Origin of the sequence: Actinoplanes sp. NPDC051470 (assembly GCF_040682035.1) — a bacterium.
Classification (GTDB): Bacteria; Actinomycetota; Actinomycetes; order Mycobacteriales; family Micromonosporaceae; genus Actinoplanes.
In genome coordinates this window covers 100,552-117,878 of the sequence record NZ_JBFBAA010000024.1, presented here as the reverse complement: position 1 = coordinate 117,878, position 17,327 = coordinate 100,552, and the positions used below count along the sequence as shown (strand labels likewise).

General features: G+C 71.9%; 12 protein-coding genes. 6 read left to right on the top strand and 6 right to left on the bottom strand.

Annotated features, from left to right (window positions below; translation table 11 throughout):
- Positions 1-90: 90 nt before the first annotated feature.
- Positions 91-1,686: a S8 family serine peptidase gene (locus tag AB0M54_RS33705; RefSeq protein ID WP_364475773.1), complete on the bottom strand. Its 1,596-nt coding sequence runs from the start codon at positions 1,684-1,686 to the stop codon at positions 91-93.
- A gap of 107 nt (positions 1,687-1,793) precedes the next feature.
- Here AB0M54_RS33705 and AB0M54_RS33700 point away from each other — a divergent pair, with 107 nt between their 5' ends.
- On the top strand, positions 1,794-2,558 hold the full coding sequence (locus AB0M54_RS33700; protein WP_364475771.1) for an aminoglycoside phosphotransferase family protein: 765 nt from the start codon (positions 1,794-1,796) through the stop codon (positions 2,556-2,558).
- 13 nt (positions 2,559-2,571) lie between these two features.
- Here AB0M54_RS33700 and AB0M54_RS33695 read toward each other — a convergent pair whose 3' ends face one another.
- Complete coding sequence (locus tag AB0M54_RS33695) at positions 2,572-4,245, bottom strand: GDSL-type esterase/lipase family protein (protein WP_364475769.1); 1,674 nt, start codon at positions 4,243-4,245, stop codon at positions 2,572-2,574.
- Positions 4,246-4,434: 189 nt separating this feature from the next.
- Between AB0M54_RS33695 and AB0M54_RS33690 the strand changes: the two genes are divergently transcribed.
- The 3 genes from AB0M54_RS33690 to katG are packed head-to-tail and all read left to right on the top strand — an operon-like array spanning position 4,435 to position 8,156.
- Positions 4,435-5,460 carry an SAM-dependent methyltransferase gene (locus tag AB0M54_RS33690; RefSeq protein ID WP_364475767.1) on the top strand — a complete coding sequence of 342 codons (1,026 nt, stop codon included), beginning with the start codon at positions 4,435-4,437 and terminating at the stop codon, positions 5,458-5,460.
- A 39-nt stretch (positions 5,461-5,499) separates the two neighbouring features.
- Complete coding sequence (locus AB0M54_RS33685) at positions 5,500-5,919, top strand: Fur family transcriptional regulator (RefSeq protein ID WP_364333190.1); 420 nt, start codon at positions 5,500-5,502, stop codon at positions 5,917-5,919.
- Entirely contained in the window at positions 5,919-8,156 is a 2,238-nt protein-coding gene (katG, locus tag AB0M54_RS33680) for a catalase/peroxidase HPI (RefSeq protein ID WP_364475765.1), read from the top strand. The genes AB0M54_RS33685 and katG overlap by 1 nt, the downstream gene beginning before the upstream one ends.
- Before the next feature lie 42 nt (positions 8,157-8,198).
- Here katG and AB0M54_RS33675 read toward each other — a convergent pair whose 3' ends face one another.
- On the bottom strand, positions 8,199-10,322 hold the full coding sequence (locus tag AB0M54_RS33675) for a hypothetical protein (protein WP_364475764.1): 2,124 nt from the start codon (positions 10,320-10,322) through the stop codon (positions 8,199-8,201).
- 68 nt (positions 10,323-10,390) lie between these two features.
- Complete coding sequence (locus AB0M54_RS33670; protein ID WP_364475762.1) at positions 10,391-10,909, bottom strand: 2'-5' RNA ligase family protein; 519 nt, start codon at positions 10,907-10,909, stop codon at positions 10,391-10,393.
- Positions 10,910-11,562: 653 nt separating this feature from the next.
- Here AB0M54_RS33670 and AB0M54_RS33665 point away from each other — a divergent pair.
- A complete protein-coding gene (locus tag AB0M54_RS33665; protein WP_364475760.1) occupies positions 11,563-14,805 on the top strand; it encodes a BTAD domain-containing putative transcriptional regulator in 3,243 nt (1,080 codons plus the stop codon).
- Here AB0M54_RS33665 and AB0M54_RS33660 read toward each other — a convergent pair.
- Both AB0M54_RS33660 and AB0M54_RS33655 read right to left on the bottom strand, forming a co-directional pair.
- Entirely contained in the window at positions 14,787-15,614 is an 828-nt protein-coding gene (locus tag AB0M54_RS33660; RefSeq protein WP_364333176.1) for an ABC transporter permease, read from the bottom strand. The two genes, AB0M54_RS33665 and AB0M54_RS33660, sit on opposite strands and share 19 nt — an antisense overlap.
- A complete protein-coding gene (locus tag AB0M54_RS33655) occupies positions 15,611-16,597 on the bottom strand; it encodes an ATP-binding cassette domain-containing protein (protein ID WP_364333173.1) in 987 nt (328 codons plus the stop codon). Before AB0M54_RS33655 ends, AB0M54_RS33660 begins: the two co-directional genes overlap by 4 nt.
- A gap of 131 nt (positions 16,598-16,728) precedes the next feature.
- Between AB0M54_RS33655 and AB0M54_RS33650 the strand changes: the two genes are divergently transcribed.
- On the top strand, positions 16,729-17,259 hold the full coding sequence (locus tag AB0M54_RS33650) for an EXLDI protein (protein ID WP_364333170.1): 531 nt from the start codon (positions 16,729-16,731) through the stop codon (positions 17,257-17,259).
- Positions 17,260-17,327 lie beyond the last annotated feature (68 nt).

Here is a 17,327-nt window from a genome sequence, read left to right as displayed (position 1 = left end):
GTTGACGCTAGCCGATCAGTGTCCTTTCTGGTCACCCGAGATGACGCGGGCCGGGCTTCCGCCTCGAAGCCCGGCCCGCGTCGATCACGTCTAGCGGACCGCCTGGTAGGCGTCCACGATGCCGTGACCGTAGAAGCCGTTGAACTCCTCGGTCCCCTCGCACGCCGGGGTGGCGGCGGGGCAGGCGCGTTCCGTGGCGCTGTTGATCAGCTTGCGCTCGACGGCGTTCGGCTTCATGGTCTTGCCGCCGTGCTGCCGGTCGAACTCGCCGAACCGGCTCGCGATCAGCGCGGCCACCCCGGCCGCGTGCGGCGAGGCCATCGAGGTGCCCTGCAGGTACGTGTAGTACCCACACACCCCGGCCTTGGTGCACGACTTGAACACCCGGTCGGCGAAGGCCGGATTGACCTCACCGTTCTGGTCGACGCGGCCGAGCTCCTGCAGCACCTTCAAGGGGTAGGTGGACAGGATCGCGTTGGTGATGCTGGTCGAGGTGCCGTCCGTCGTCGCCCCGCCGGGGGCGGCCACCGAGATCTGCTCGACGCCGTAGTTCGAGTAGTACGAACGGTTGCCGGACGGGCCGACCGCCGAGACGCCGATCACGTGCGGGCCCTCGACCGGCAGGTCCAGGCAGGTGTTGTTGTCGATCGTCCGCGGGTAGTTGGCGCCCTCCGGGTAGTCGGGGCTGGACGTGTCGACCGGGGGCTTGCCGAGGTCCTGGTTGGCGTTGCCCAGCGCGCCGAACAGCGTGACGCCGCTGTTGTGCGCGTAGTTCAGGGCGCGGCGCATGCCGGCGATGATCGCCCGCTGCTCGGCCTGCTGCTCCGGCGAGTCGGCCGGGTTGGCGCGGCAGTTGTACAGCCACGGGTCCACGTAGAACGACATGTTGACCACGTCGAGGCCGGCGTCGCCCGCGTACACCAGGGCGTTCACCACCGGCTCGAGGAAGAAGTAGCCGGAGTCCTGCCCGCCCTTGAGCTCGACCAGGGTGACGTCCGGCGCGACGCCGGAGACGCCCACCCCGTTGGCCGCGGCGCCGATCGTCCCGGCCACGTGGGTGCCGTGGCCGCCGTCGTCGGTGCCGACCGGGTCGAGGCAGCTCGCCACCTCACAGGGGCCGTCGACGTCGGCCATGTCGGGGGCGAAGTTGCGGCTCAGCCGCTGGCTGAAGTGCGGGGCGAGATCGGGGTTGGTCGCGTCCAGGCCGGTGTCGAGCACGCCGACGGTGACGCCGCGGTCGCCCGACTCGATGGCGTGCGCCTGGTCGGCGTGGATCATCTTGAGGCCCCAGAGCTTGTCGTCCAGGGGGTCGGCCTGCACACCGGCGTTGTTCCGGTTGCTGCCGGCCGGGATCTGGAGCGGCTGCTCCAGCTTGGGGGCGCGTGGCGCGTACCCCATGGCCTTGTTCTGAGTGACGCCGATGAGCTTGGCGTCCGCGGTGGCCTTGACCCGGAAGTCGGCTCGGGTCGACTTCACGGTGAACATGCCGGCGGCGTCGTTGCGGGCGATCACCGACCCGCCGGCGCCCTGGATGGCGGCGATGGCGGTGTCGGGGGAGACGCCGTCCTCGGCGACGACGACGTATTCGATCGCGGTGGCGGCGGTGGCGGGGCCCGTCGACACGGCAAGGAAGGATGCCAGGCCGGTCGCGGTGGCGACGGCGGCCGCGGCTAATTGTCTTCTCATCCGTACATGAGATCGAGAAGAATCGAAGCTTGCAAGGTGGCAAAGAGTGCAATGAGGGCCATCTCAGCGAGAAGATCTCACCGACACGGGCAAATCGGGTGACCGTGATGAGCATCTCCGCGAAGATGGCCGACGTGGACGAGGTCGAGGTCGTTGTTGCCCACTCGGAGCGCGCGACCCTCCGCGTCGGAGATGTGTTCCTGAAGGTCGACGGCAACCAATCGCGTCACGATGTCGAGGTCGAGGCGATGGCCATGGCCCCGATCCCGACCCCCGCCATGCTGTGGCGCAAGCCGCCGGTGCTGGCGATCGCGGCCGTCCCCGGCTCGGCCCTCGGCATCCTCGGCGAGCCGTCGACCGCGTCGTCGGCGGCCTGGTCCGCGGCCGGCGCCGCCGTGCGGAAGCTGCACGACGCGCCGTTGCCGCCCTGGCCCGGCCGGAGCCTCGACGCGATCGCCGCAGACCTGGAACGCGAATGCGAGTGGCTGGTCACCAGCGGCGTGCTTCCCGCCGACCTGGTCACCCGCAACCGGACGGTGGCCGAGGCGGTGTTCCGGCCCTGCCCGCCGGTGTTCGTGCACGGTGACCTGCAGATCACCCACGTCTTTGTGGACGGTGACGTGGTCACGGGCGTGATCGACTGGTCCGAGGCGGCCCGCGGCGACGCCCTGCACGACCTGGCCACCTTGACCCTCGGGCACGAGGAGCGCCTCGACGAGGTCCTCGCCGGGTACGGCGGTGGCGTCGACGTCGACGTGATCCGCGCGTGGTGGTCGCTGCGCAGCCTGCTCGCCGTGCGGTGGCTGGTCGAGCACGGCTTCGACCCGTCGTCGCCGGGCTGCGAGTTCGACGTGCTCAGAGCCCGGATGTGAGCAGGAGCGCCGGTCAGGCGGTGTAGACCTCGACCTCGAAGATGCGGGCCGTGGCGGCGCCGTCCTGTTGGCCGGTGTCGATCAGCAGGCGTACGTGGCGCGCGGTTGACGGGCCGGCCGTGCTCGTGACGACGCCGTCGGCGTTGTTGGTCACGGTGGCGAAGGTGGTCCAGGTGGTGGCGTCGGGGCTGAGCTGGATGCGGTAGGCGCGGGTGTTCCAGGCGAGCGGCTCGCCGCCGGTGGAGGCGTGGCGCACGATCACCGTGCGGACGGTGGTGGCCGCGCCCAGGTCGGTCTGCCAGGTTGCGCCGCTCACGCCCGTACACCATTTGCTGTTGTTTCCGGTTGTTCCGTCGTTGGCCCTGGTCGCGTCCTCGGTCGTGGCGCATGCGGAGCTCGCGGACGAAGGGCGCTTGAGGGCGAGGTTGACGGCGTCCGGGCGGGTGGTGCCGGTGATCGCGAGGTCGTCGACGTAGCCGCGGAAGACGCCGGTGCCGGCCGGCTGGTCGTAGCCGAGGTGGACGCGGTCGACCGTGCGGCCGGCCAGGGCGGACAGGCTGACCCGGACCAGGTTCCACTGGTTCACCACCAGGTGGCCGCCCTCGCCCTGGAACTGGGGGTGGGCGCGGACGCCGTACTGGTCGGTGGCGCCGGAGTCGCGCAGGCTGCTGCCGTCGGTGAAGGCCAGGTCGACGGCCACGTGGGCGCCGTTGGTCTGCTGCGGGAAGATCCAGTAGGTGAGCACCGAGGTGGCGCCGATCCGCAGGTGGGTGTCGAGGACCCGCATGTAGGAGTAGGAGCCGGTGGCGCTGAGGTCGTTGCCGGAATACATCAGCGCGTTCGCCCCGCCCCGGGACGTCTCGGCCCGCGGGCCGGTCTCCATCGTGGTCAGGGCCGCGTTGTAGCCGCCCACGTTCTGGCTGCCGTCCACGGTGTCGGTCCAGGTGGGCGCGGTTTCGCCCGGTTCGAGGCCGGTACGCAGCAGCGGCCAGTCCCGGCCCCCGCCGAGCACGGACTCCAGCGCCGCGTGCCAGAGGTCGGCCATCTTGGTGTAGCCCGCGTCGTTCGGGTGCAGCGTGTCGTTCAGGTCGGCGGCGGTGATCGTGCGGTTGAGATCGACCAGCCGGGTGTACGCGGCGCGGGACGACAGCACCGACGGCACCGCCGCGTTGAACGTGGTGATGCGGGAGTTGATGGTGGCGTCGAGCGCGGGGACGATCTGCGCCACCAGCACCACCGCGTCCGGCGCCCCGGTGTGGATGCGGTCGAGCAGCGTGCCGAGCCGGGCCGGCGCGTTCGCGACGTCGAAGTTCTGGTTCAGGTCGTTGGTGCCGATGTGCAGCAGCACCACGTCGGGCCGGCTGGTGGCGAGCCAGCCGTCGATCGACGCGGTGATCTGTTCGATCCGCCAGCCGGAGTGGCCCTCGTTGTCGGGGTCGGGCAGCGAGCCGGACTGCCCGCTGCCGACGTAGTCGACGGCCAGCCCGGCCCCGCCGACCAGCCGTTGCCACAGGGCGGCGCGGTAGCTGGAGGTGGTGCTCGACCCGTCGCCCCAGGTGATCGAGTCGCCCAGCGGCATGATCTTGACCGGCCGGCCGGTGATCACGGCGGCGGGCGCGGGGCTCGGCGCGAGGAGGGCGGAGGCCGCGACCAGCGTCGCGACGAGAATGCGGATCACCGTACGCATCGAGCCCTCCAGGTTTCCATCGAAACATGTCAATGGTTGGCCAATCGAGGGCTGAACGCAAGGCCCCGCGGCACGCCCCGAGGCCTGAGGAGCTCAGCTGCGGACGGTGACGGCCTTGCTGATCGAGCGGCCGTCGTTGCGGTAGGACGTGGCCCTCGGGACCAGGCGCCGGCGGAGGCTCGGACGGTCTTGCCGACCCGGACCGTTCCGGTGACCGCCGGCCGGGCCGTGGCCCGGGACGCGGCGCCCCGGGTGACCGCCGGTGAGGCGTACGACGCGATGGCCGCCGACGGGTGGCCGGAACGCTGGCCGGTGACCGTGACGGCCAGCCGCTTGCCCAGCATGGCGGGCGGGATCAGCGTGCCGCCGGCGTCCTCGGTGAGCCGGTCGGTGGAGATTATGTGGTCCCGTCGATCCGAGGGTCGAGAATGGACGGCCATGGAGAGCTTCGACAGCACCCGGCCCACCGCGGCGCGGGCCTACGACTATCTGCTCGGCGGCGACAACAACTACGAGTCCGACCGGGCGATGATCCGGCAGGCGCTGACCTTCATCCCCGACCTGGCGGTCCAGGCCCGGGCCAACCGCGACTTCATGCAGCGTGCGGTCCGCCACCTGGCCGGGGCCGGGATCCGGCAGTTCCTGGACATCGGCTCGGGGATCCCGACGGCCGGCAACGTGCACGAGGTGGCCCAGGCGGCCGACCCGGAGGCCCGGGTGGTGTACGTCGACCTGGATCCGGCCGCGGTCGACCACGGCCGCCGGCTGCTGGCCGGGAACCCCCGGACCGCGGTCATCCAGGAGGACGCGCGGAACGCCGAGGCGATCATCGATCACCCGGACACCCGGGGGCTGCTCGACCTGGACGAGCCGATCGCCGTCCTGATGGTGGCGTTGCTGCATGTCATCCCGGACGCCGACGACCCGTACGGCCTGGTGGCCTCGCTCCGCGACGTGATGGCGCCGGGCAGCCACCTGGTCATCGCGCACGGCACCGGGGACGGGCGCCGCGAGGACGCGGAACGGCTGGTCGAGATCTCGCGGCAGACCCCGACCACGATGACCCTTCGCGACCGGGCCGGGGTGTTGCGCTTCTTCGATGGGTTCGAGGTGGTCGAGCCGGGGCTGGTGTGGGCGCCGGAGTGGCGGCCGGACGTGCCGCCGGTGGATCCGCCGCGGTCCAGCAACTGGGCCGGTGTCGGGAAACGCCTCTGAAAACTTGAACTGTTCCAGAAAACTGCCTATGTTGATCGGGTGACGGCGGACCTCGAAGCGGAGCTCCGATCGGCCTCGCTGCGCGTGACGCGGCCCCGGCTGGCGGTGCTGGCCTCGCTGCGTGATCATCCGCATGTCGACACCGACACCGTCATCGATCTCGTCCGTGTTACCCAGCCCCACGTCTCCCACCAGGCCGTCTACGACGTCCTGCGGGCGCTCACCGACGCGGGGCTGGTGCGCCGCATCCAGCCGGCCGGCGCCACGGCGCGTTACGAGCGCCGGGTCGGCGACAACCACCACCACGTCGTGTGCCGCTCCTGCGGCGCCATCGCCGACGTCGACTGCGCCGCCGGCCACACACCCTGTCTCACCGCCTCGGACGACCACGGTTTCGTGATCGACGAGGCGGAGGTCGTCTACTGGGGCACCTGTCCCGATTGTCCGGAAGGAAACTGATGAGCGACACCCAGGACCCGAAGGCCGAAGGCTGCCCGGTCGCCCACGACTCGGTGACCTCGCACGGCAGCGAGAGCGAGAACCCGGCGATCGACGCGCCGACCCCGAAGACCGGCGGCCGCCCGCGTACGAACAAGGACTGGTGGCCCAACCAGCTCGACCTCTCGGTGCTGCACGCCCACTCGAGCAAGGGCAACCCGCTGGGCGAGAACTTCTCGTACGCCGCCGAGTTCGCCAAGCTCGACGTCGAGGCGCTGAAGCGGGACATCACCGAGGTGCTCACCACCTCGCAGGACTGGTGGCCGGCCGACTTCGGCCACTACGGCGGCCTGATGATCCGGATGAGCTGGCACGCCGCCGGCACCTACCGGCTGGGCGACGGCCGGGGCGGCGCCGGCGACGGCGGTCAGCGGTTCGCGCCGCTGAACAGCTGGCCCGACAACGCCAACCTGGACAAGGCCCGCCGCCTGCTGTGGCCGGTCAAGGCCAAGTACGGCCAGAAGATCTCCTGGGCCGACCTGCTGGTGCTCGGCGGCAACGTGGCGCTCGAGTCGATGGGCTTCAAGACCTTCGGCTTCGGGTTCGGCCGCGTCGACGTCTGGGAACCCGAGGAGATCGTCTGGGGTACGGAGGAGACCTGGCTGGGCGACCGGTACGTCAACGACCGGGAGATGAAGCCGGACGTCGGCGCCACCGAGATGGGCCTGATCTACGTCAACCCGGAGGGCCCGCGCGGCAACGCCGACCCGGCCGCGGCGGCGCACTTCATCCGGGAGACCTTCGCCCGGATGGCGATGAACGACGAGGAGACCGTCGCCCTGATCGCGGGCGGTCACACCTTCGGCAAGACGCACGGCGCCGGTGTCGCCGACGGTCACGTCGGCCCCGAGCCCGAGGGCGCCGACCTGGAGACGCAGGGTCTCGGCTGGCTGAGCACGCACGGCAGCGGCAAGGGCGCCGACACGATCACCAGCGGCCTCGAGGTCACCTGGACCGACCAGCCGACGCAGTGGTCCAACCGCTTCTTCGAGATCCTCTACGGGTACGAGTGGGAGCTCACCACCAGCCCCGGCGGCGCCAAGCAGTGGGTGGCCAAGGACGCCGAGGAGATCATCCCCGACGCCTACGACTCGTCGCGCAAGCACCGCCCGACGATGCTGACCACCGACCTGTCGCTGCGCGTCGACCCGGCGTACGACCAGATCTCCCGCCGTTTCCTGGCCAACCCGGACGAGTTCGCGCTGGCCTTCGCCAAGGCCTGGTACAAGCTGCTGCACCGCGACATGGGCCCGGTCAGCCGCTTCCTCGGCCCGTGGGTGGCCGAGCCGCAGCTGTGGCAGGACCCGGTCCCGGCGGCCGAGGGCACCCCGGTGTCCGACGCCGACATCGCCACGCTCAAGGCCAAGGTGCTCGAGTCCGGGCTGACCACGGCCCAGCTGATCAGCACCGCCTGGGCGTCGGCGGCGAGCTACCGGTCGACCGACAAGCGCGGTGGCGCGAACGGCGCCCGCATCCGGCTCGAACCGCAGCGCGGCTGGGAGGTCAACCAGCCCGAGCAGCTGGCGTCGGTCCTGAGCACCCTGGAGAAGGTCCGGGAGGAGTTCAACAGCGCCGGTGGCGCCACGATCTCGCTGGCCGACCTGATCGTGCTGGCCGGTTCGGCCGCGGTCGAGAAGGCCGCCGCCGACGCCGGTGTGCCGGTGACCGTGCCGTTCCACCCGGGCCGTACCGACGCCTCGCAGGACCAGACCGACGTCGAGGCGTTCAGCTACCTGGAGCCGCGCGCCGACGGGTTCCGCAACTACCTGCGGCCGGGCGAGAAGACCCAGCCCGAGGTGCTGCTCGTCGACCGGGCGTACATGCTGGACCTGACCGCGCCGGAGATGACCGTCCTGGTCGGCGGCCTGCGCTCGCTCGGCGCCAACGTCGGTGGCGCCTCACACGGGGTGCTCACCGACCGGCCCGGCGTGCTCACCAACGACTTCTTCGCCAACCTTCTTTCGCCGGGTACGCGGTGGAAGGCGTCGTCCGAGGAGCACGTGTACGAGGTCCGCGACGCCGCCACCGACGAGCTGAAGTGGACGGCCACCGCGGTCGACCTGATCTTCGGCTCGAACTCGCAGCTCCGCGCCCTGGCCGAGGTGTACGCCAGCGCCGACGCCAAGGAGAAGTTCGTGACGGACTTCGTCGCGGCCTGGACCAAGGTCATGGACAACGACCGGTTCGACCTCGTCTGATCTTTCTTTCCCAGGGCCCGGCCTCACCAGGCCGGGCCCTTCTCAATGCGTGTGCCCGGTTCCGGCGACCAGGGCGCGGGAGCCGCCCGAGATGGCCAGCCGCCGGCCCTCGACGAGCTCGAAGTGCATGGTGTCGGCCGAGCCGTCCCAGGCCACCCCGAGCTCGAAGCCGTGCTGGACCATGGCCTTGAAGAACTCCAGGTTGTACCCGTGGGTGCCGCTCCACTCGCCCTTCGCCGCCTGCGCCTCGCCACCCTGCTCCTCGTCCGGCGTGAAGAAGCCGCCGCCCTGCACGCCGCTCATCAGCCCGAGCAGCTGGGTGATGCCGGGGTCGGCGACGTCCTTGCTCTTCAGCACGAAGTCGATGTTCGTGCTGAGCGACCTCGCCGTCTCGTCCAGCCAGAACAGCGTCTTCCGGTCGGCCTGGAGCTGGGCCAGCCCGGTCTTGCCGACCTTGGCGCTGACGCCGGCGTTGCGTTCCTTGCGGGCGGCGATGTCGTCGGCGGTCGCCTCCTGCTGACTGCGAGCCTCCGCCAGCGGGCCGCTGACCTCGCCGAACGTGGTGCGGTGCCGGCCCAGCCGCGCCCCCGCCTTGTCCAACGCGGACCGCCACTCCGCGACCGTCCGCTTCGGGCCCTTGGCGGCGCTGTACTTCGCCGGCTTCTCGTCGGTCAGCAGGTCGTCGACCTCGGTGCCGAGCGCGCCCGAGTCGCCCAGCAGCTGCCGCGCCGCCGCCAGCAGCGTGGCCTTGTCCGGGTTGTCGTCGGTCAGGCCGGCCTCGATGGCGGCCGCCTCACGCAGCAGGATCTGATGATTTTCGCGTACGCCGGACAGCAGTTTTCTGGCCTCCTGCTCGATCTTTTTCACGTTCTTGGCGAACTCGGCCCGCTCCTTCGCCAGCTCGGCCAGCGCGCCCGGCGTACTCACGTCACCGCGCAGATCGACCCCCCGGTTGGCCGCGCCCTTCTCGATCTCCTCGCCCCGCTTGGCCAGCTCGTCGAGCCACGGTTTGAAGATCGTGGCGAGGTTGGCCTGCACGGCCGCCTTCGCCTTCTCGAACGCCTCCTGGGCCGTGACCAGCTCGGCCTGGAGCGCGGGCCGGTCCTTGGCCTTGGCCTTCTTGAGCCGCGCGGCGATCCGGTTCAGCTCGGTGCGCCGGTTCTCGACCTCGCGCAGCGGCGCCAGCCCCGACTCGGGCAGCGAGGTCTTGAAATCGGCCGACCCCTGCTTGAGCCGGTTGTACTCGGAGGTCAGCGACTCGAGGAACTGCCGCTGCTTCTCGGCGTCGGCGGTGCCCTGGCCCATCTGCTCGATCAGGTCGAGCCGCCCCTGGCTGCCCAGCGGCTTGCCGCCCACCTCGAGCTGGAACGACGTCTTCCCGCCGGTGACCGTCTCGAACAGCGTGTGCAGCTTGGCGTCCTTGATGTGCGGCGCCGCGTACGCCTTCCAGTCACAGGCGAAGCCCAGACCGTGGGTCATCATCCCCGCGCCACCGGTGTTGTGCACGTGCCGCCCGCGTAGGCCCAGACCCACGGTGGTGGCCGGCATCGGGACGTTCTTGGCCTCGAGGTCGGCCTTGACCTCCATCAGACGTTCCCGGGTCGAGTCGTGCACCCACAACTCCTCGCCCCGGCCGACGCTGATCGGATGGATCGCCTCGTAGTGCGCCTGCACCTGGGCCGGGCCGCCGAGGTACTTCGACATCTCGGTCACGAAGATCTCGCGGTACTGCTGCCGCTGATCGAGCAGCTTCTGGTGCTTGGCGCCGGTGGCCTTGTCCAGCGCCGACGCCTGGAACATGTCGATCTGCCCCTGGATGTGCCCCGGCAGCGCCGCGATCCAGTCGATGTCGGCCGCAGGTCCTGTCGTCGGTCCTGTTGTCGCCGGCCCTGTTGTCGTCGGTCCCGCTGTCGTTGGCCCTGCTGTCGTCGGCCCTGCTGTCGTTGGCCCTGCTGTCGTCGGCCCCGCGGGGGAGGCCTGCAACATCCGCGTCACCATCGCGTTGCCGCCGGTGGACTGTAGATAGGACAGTTGCTCGGCGGACGCGGGCTGGGCCGGCGACACCGGGTGGTGGTGGGCGGGCGCCGCCGCGTCCGGCTCGTCGATGTGGCCGTGGCCGTGCTGCTCGTCGGCCTCGCGGCGCGTGCGCAACGACCCGCTGCCCATGATCCACCCCCACCGATGCCCCGTCCTGGCTGCTCAGCCTAGGGCTTCGCGCTCGGCCGGAAGTGTCGTCAGGCGGACAGCGGCTGCGCGATGTCGTTGACGTGGTCGGTGACCGCCGCGCCGGTGATGGTGGCCCGGATCGGCAGAACCTCCAGGCAGCGGCGGACGGCCGGGGCCATCAGCGGGTTGGGCACCCGCATCGAGACCGTGCAGTGCGGCACCCAGCGGCCCGGCCGATAGTGCTCCCATACCTCGACCCCGGCCCCGGTCAGCCGATCGTGCACCTCACGATGATGGGCCAGCAGCTCCTCGGTGGCCGTGACACCGAGCCAGAGCACCCGCCCGACGAACTGGCCGACGAAGTCCAGGCTGACCGTGCGGCCCACCCCGACGTCCAGCCCGGCCAGCGTCCCGGCGATCGCCTCAGGGGCGAGCCGGTGGGCCGCGGCCAGCGAGATGTGCGGCCGGTGCCGCTGGTTCTGCAGCGACCCCAGCGTCGGGACGCCCTCGGCCTCGCACGCCGCCCACAACGCCCGCACCCGGCGAGTGGCATCCGTGTCCAGATAGAGCTCGAGCGCCGCGACCATCCGGACACCGTAGATGCCGCCCGGCGAGCGACACACCGGGGTGCGGGCGCCGCGGCGGGCCTGGGCGGCGCGGCGGTCGTGGGCGGCGCGGGCGGCGGGGGTGGCTGCGGGCTCTACCGCTCTGCCCTACCGCCATCAAGCGGGGTGGTAGGCCAAGACGGCATCGGAGGCCCGAATGGCGCGCTGGGCTACCACTCGCTCTAACCGTGGTAGCCCAACGCGCCGTTCGCCCCTTCGAACACCGCGCTCAGCCACCACTCCGCGAAAGCGTGGCAGCGCAAGCCGGCACAACCTCCACCCGGCCGCACCGACCCGGCCCAGGCGTGGACGCTGCCCGCGCGGCAGCCAGGGTGAGTGGGCAGCTCGCCGGCATGGTGCTCTGGAAGTAACCGTGACCACGCAACGCGTCGCATCCGGCGGCAACCACGGTGAGTGGGCAACTCGCCGGCATGGTGCTCTGGAAGTAACCGCGACCACGCAACGCGCCGCACCCCGCGGCAACCACGGTGAGCGGGCAGCCCGCCGGCACGGTGCGGGCGGAACGGACGGCGTGGCGCGGAAGGCTGCGGTAGGGGTGGTGCAGAAGGGGTGCGGTGGGCGGCACGCGGAGGGGCGGGGTGGGCGGGCGTGACGCGGCGCGGGATGATCGGGCGGTGGGGGACTCGGCGGCGCGGCTGCGGGTGACGCTGCTCGGCGGCTTTGAGGTGCGCCGGGGTGGCAGCGTCGTGCCGGTTTCCGGGGCTCGGGTGCGCGGGCTGCTGGTGCGGCTGGCGCTGGCCGGTGGGCGGGTGGTCGGCCCGTCGGCGCTGGTCGACGCGCTCTGGCCGGACGAGCAGCCGGCCGATCCGGTCAACGCGCTGCAGTCGCTGGTGTCGCGGGTCCGCCGGTCGCTGGGTGCGGCGGGCGTGGTGGTGCAGGCGGACGGCGGCTACCGGCTGGACGTCGAGAGCGGCGACGTGGACGCGCTGCGGTTCGAGCGGCTGGCCGCGGACGGCCGGGAAAGGTTGCGCGCGAGCGATGCGCCGGGCGCGGCGGCGTTGCTCGGCGAGGCGCTCACGCTCTGGGGTGAGCCCGAGGTCATCGCGTCGGTGGCGCCGGCGGCCGCGACGCGGCTGAGCCAGTCGGCGGTCGAGGCCGTCGCCGACCTGGCCGAGGCCGAGCTGGCCCTGCGCCGGGCGGCCGACGCCGCCGAACGCCTGACCGCTCTGCTGGCCTCCCAGCCCACCCACGAGCGGGCGGCCGCGCTGCTGATGGATGCCCTCGCGGCCCAGGGGCGGCAGGCGGAGGCCCTCGACCGCTACGAGCAGATCAAGCGGCAACTGGCCGATCGCCTCGGCGCCGACCCGGGCGCCGCGCTGCGGGAACGGCACGTGCGCCTACTCCGTACCGAAGCGGTTGTGGTTGGCGGGTCGGAGCCGGCGCCGAGCAACCTGCCGGCCCCGCTGACCAGCTTCATCGGGCGGGACGACGACGTGGCGCGGATCGACTCGCTGCTGGCCGGGGGACGGCTGGTGACCGTGGTCGGGCCGGGCGGCGCGGGCAAGACGCGGCTCGCGGTGGAGGCGGCGCGGCGGCACCGGCACGAGTACCCCCACGGCGCCTGGCTGGTCGATCTCGCCTCGGTGACCGAACCGGCGAAGGTGGGCGGCGCGGTGCTGGCGGCGATCGGGCTGCGCGGCGCGGCGATGTTCGAGGTCGGCGCCAAGCCGCGGACGGACGAGCTGGAGGTGCTGGTCGAGCAGCTCACCGGCCGGGAGAGCCTGCTCGTGGTGGACAACTGCGAGCACCTGATCGACGCGGTGGCCCACCTGATCGCGCTGCTGCTGCCGCGCTGCGCGGGGCTGCGGGTGCTGGCGACGAGCCGGGAGCCGCTCGCGGTGGACGGGGAGGCGCTGGTCCCGCTCGGCCCGCTCACGTTGCCGGGGCCGGACGACGGTGTGGAGCAGGCCCGGCGTACGGCGTCGGTGCGCCTGTTCGTCGAGCGTGCCGCCGCGGTGCGTCCCGGGTTCGACGTGGTCGACGACACGCTCGGTGACATCGTGCGGGTGGTCCGGGGCCTGGACGGCATGCCGCTGGCCCTGGAGCTGGCCGCCGCCCGGCTGCGCACGCTCGCGTTGCCCGACCTGGCCGCCGGGCTGTCCGACCGGTTCCGGCTGCTCACCACCGGCAGCCGCACGGCGCCACCGCGGCAACGCACGCTGCGCGCGGTGATCGCCTGGAGCTGGGAGCTGCTGAGCGCGAAAGAGCGTTCGTTCCTGGAGCGGGTCGCGGTCCTGCCCGGCGGCGTGACCGCGGCCTCGGCCGCCGCGATCACCGGCCTGCCCCCGGCCGAGGTGCCCGACCTGCTCGCCGCCCTGGTCGACCGTTCGCTGCTGCAGCTCGCGCCGGAACCCGGCCGCTACCGGATGCTGGAGACGCTGCGCGAGTACGGCATCGAGCGCCTGGCCGAGCAGGGCCTGCTGGACGCCGTCCGGGGGGTCGCCGCCCAGCACCTCCGTGCGCTCGTCGCCCACCACGACCCGCTGTTGCGGGGCCACGGGCAGCTCGCGTCGATGCGGCTGATGCGCGCCGAGTACGACAACGCGCTCGCCGCCCTGCGCCACCTCTGTGACGCCGGCGACCCGGACGCGGTGCGCATGGCGCTCGATCTGGCCTGGTACTGGCAGATGTTCGGCCGGCACGCCGACGCCACCTATTGGCTGGGCGAGGCGCTGACGGTGCCGGCCGGCCGGCACCGCGGCCTCGAACGGGACGTCGCCGAGGCGGTGCGGCTGCTCAACGTCATCGCCAACCGGACCGGGGCGACCAGTGAGACGGCCGCCGCGCAGCAGGCCGAGTTGCGGGCCCTCGCCGACCGGCTGGTCGCGTACCCGGCCCTGCCCGGCCTGGCCGGTGCGATGACCGCGCTGACGCTCTTCTTCCTCGACGAGCACGACGCGGCGGTGGCCATCCTCCAGCGCATCATCGACGGCTCCGACCTGTGGCTGGCCGGGCTGGCGCGGCTGTTCCGCTGCCAGGTCTCGGAGAACCGGGGCGACGCCGACCAGGTGCGGATCGACGTGGAGGCCGCGCTGACGTGTTTCGGGTCGGTCGGTGACCGCTGGGGTCTGGCCACGGCGCTGCCGATGCGTGCCATCCTGCGGGAGTACGACGGTGACCTCGACGGCGCCCTTTCCGACCTGCGCCGGGCCCGGGTGCTGGCCGGGGAGTTCGGTTCGCTGAGCCTGAGCGACGACATCTTCATCGATCTGCGCTGGGTCGACCTGGACATGCGACGCGGCGAGGTGGAGAAGGCCTTCGCGGGCGTCGCCGAGGCCCGCGAGAAGGCGTTGCGCGCGTCCACGCCGGAGCTGGCCCTCCTGATCGACGCGCTCGAGGCCGGCCTGCGGGCCCGGGTCGGCGACCTGGACCGCGCGCTGGAGCTGGTGGCCAAGGCCGAGCGGGAGATGGACGAGAGGTTCGACTTCGGCGGCGACCACGGGCGGGCGCTCACCCACTCGGTCAAGGCGTGGGTGCGGGTCAAGCAGGGCGACGGGCCGGGAGCGCAGGCGGCGCTGATCCGGGCGTACGCGGCCGCGGTGGAGAGCCGCGACATGCCGATCCTGGCGATGGTGACGGTGACCGCGGCCGCGCTGGCCGACCTCTACGGGCAGCACCGCGAGGTGGCCCTGCTGCTCGGCGCGGCGTCCCGGCTGCGGGGCGCCCACGACCGCACCGATCCGCACATCGCCGAGCTGATCGGCCGGAGCCGGGCCGCACTGGGCGAGGCCGCCTACTCCGCCGCGTACACCCAGGGGTGGGAGCAGGACGGGAAGACGGCCTCGGCCCAGGTCGACCCGGCCCGGTTTCGCCGGCCGGCGCTGACCTCCGGTGAGGATCAGGCGCGCCGGTTGTAGGCCCGGAGCGCGAGCGGCACGAACACGATCAGCAGACCGGCCATCCAGGCCAGGGTGACCAGCAGGTGGCTCGCCACCGGACCGCCGACCAGCAGGCCGCGGATCGCGCTGACCAGCGGCGTGATCGGGTTGACCTGCACGAAGGCCTGGAGCCAGCCCGGCAGGGTGTTGGTCGGCACGAACACGTTGCTGCCGAACGAGAGCGGGAAGACCAGCAGGAACATCAGGCCCTGGACGGCGCCCGGGGTGCGGACCATCATGCCGACCAGCACCGAGATCCAGCAGAAGCACAGCCCGAAGCCGATCGACAGGGCGACCGCGGCGAGCGCCGGCGCCAGGCCGGTCTCCACCCGGAAGCCCATGATGTAGCCGAACCCGAGCATCACCACGCACACCGTCAGGTAGCGGATGAAGTCGGCCGCGACCGCACCGACCAGCGGCGCCGACCGGGCCACGGGCAGCGACCGGAAGCGGTCGAAGACACCCTTCTCGATGTCGGCGTTGAGGTTCTGGCCGAGCGCGATGCCGCCCATGGCCAGCGATTGCGCCAGCATGCCGGGCAGCAGGAACTGGAGGTAGCCGGCCCGGTCGCCGCCGGAGATGGCGCCGCCGAAGAGGTACGTGAACAGCAGCAGGAAGATGACCGGCTGGAGGGTCACGTCGAGCAGCGCCTCGGGCGTCCGGATCGTCTTGATCAGGCTGCGGCGCATGAGGGCGGTGGCGTGCCGGGCCAGCGCCGCGACCGGGCCGCCGCGTGGCTTGTCGATGTCGCCCGCGACCGCGCGGACCGGAATGTCGAGCGTGGTCATACCAGCTCATCCTCCTTCGTGCTGGTCTCCGCCGTGCCCTCGGTCAGGGCGTGGAACACCTCGTCCAGGCTGGGCAGGTGCAGGCCGAGGTCGTTGATCTCGATGCCGGCCCGGCGCAGCGCCGGAACCGCGATGTCCAGTGAGGTGTCGCCGGTGACCGGCACCGACACCGCGCCCGGGCGGGCCCCGGCCGTCGTGTCCGGCGAGGCGGCGGTGCCCGGGGCGGCCACGGCTTCGAGCACCCGCAGCACGTCCGGGACCCGGGCCGGGTCGGCCGGGCGTACCCGCAGGGTCAGGCCGCCGACCCGGCGCTTGAGGCCGTCCGGTGAGTCGTGCGCGATCACCCGGCCCTTGTTGATCACCACGATCTCGTCGGCCAGCGCGTCCGCCTCCTCCAGGTACTGGGTGGTGAGCAGGACGCTCGAACCCTGGGTGACCTGGGTGCGGACGACGTTCCACATGTCCTCGCGCTTGGCCGGGTCGAGACCGGTGGTCGGCTCGTCCAGGAAGATCACCTCGGGGTGGCCGACCAGGCTCGCGGCCAGGTCGAGGCGCCGGCGCATGCCGCCCGAGTAGGTCTTCGCCATCCGGCCGGCCGCCTCGCCCAGGTCGAACCACTCGAGCAGTTCGGCCGCCCGGCGTTTGGCGTCCCGGGTGGTCAGGTCGAGCAGCTGGCCGATCAGCACCAGGTTCTGGGTGCCGGTCAGGTCCTCGTCGACCGAGGCGTACTGGCCGGTCAGGCCGATTCGCCGGCGTACCCGTTGTGGTTCCTTGAGCACGTCGATGCCGGCCACGAACGCGCTGCCCTCGTCCGGGCGCAGCAGGGTGGCGAGCACCCGGACGGCGGTGGTCTTGCCCGCGCCGTTGGGCCCGAGCACCCCGAGCACCGTCCCCCGTCGCATGGCCAGGTCCACCCCGTCGAGCGCCTGGGTCTTGCCGAACCGCTTGCGGAGCCCCTCCGCCCGCACCACGAGATCGCTCATGATCCGCTCCTTCCGTCGTTTCCGTCGAAGAGCGTCGCGCGGGCCGCTGACATCGCGCGCACAGCTCGCTGGCATCAGGCTGGCACGCCGCTGCCGTTCTGTCTACGTACATGTATGCGTATAGTGAGCCCATGCCGAACAAGACGATCTACGTGTCCGACGACGACCTGCCGCTCTACCAGCGGGCCCAGGAACTGGCCGGCGGCACGCTGTCGTCGGCGATCTCCACCGCGCTGCGGCGGTTCGTCGAGGTCGAAGAGGGGCGACAGCAGGGGTACGACGAGGTCGTCGTCCGCGTCGGCCCCGGTCTCGGCCGCAAGCAGCGGTTCACCGGGCTGCTCCTGGCCGAGATGGAACAGACCGGCAACGAGCGCGACGAGACCTACCGCGTCTACCGCACCCGCACCGAGAAGTTCGTGGTCCACCACGAGCGGGCAGAGGCCCACCTGAACACCGGCCCGAACGCCGAGAAGTGGAGCACCGGCTGGCGCGCCTGGATCGGCGACTGGAGCGCCGACCAGTCCTGGACCCGCATCCCCGCCGACTCCAGCCTGCGCATCGCCGACGACCTCGACGCGGTGCGCGAGATCATCCCGCCCCAGCTCTACGAACTGGTCCTCAACGCGGTGCACGAGCCCACAATCGAAGACCTCGACGTTTAGGCCGTGTTTCATGACCCGACCACGCCGCAGCCCTGGTCGGGTCATGAAACACGGCCTAGGCCGGACTG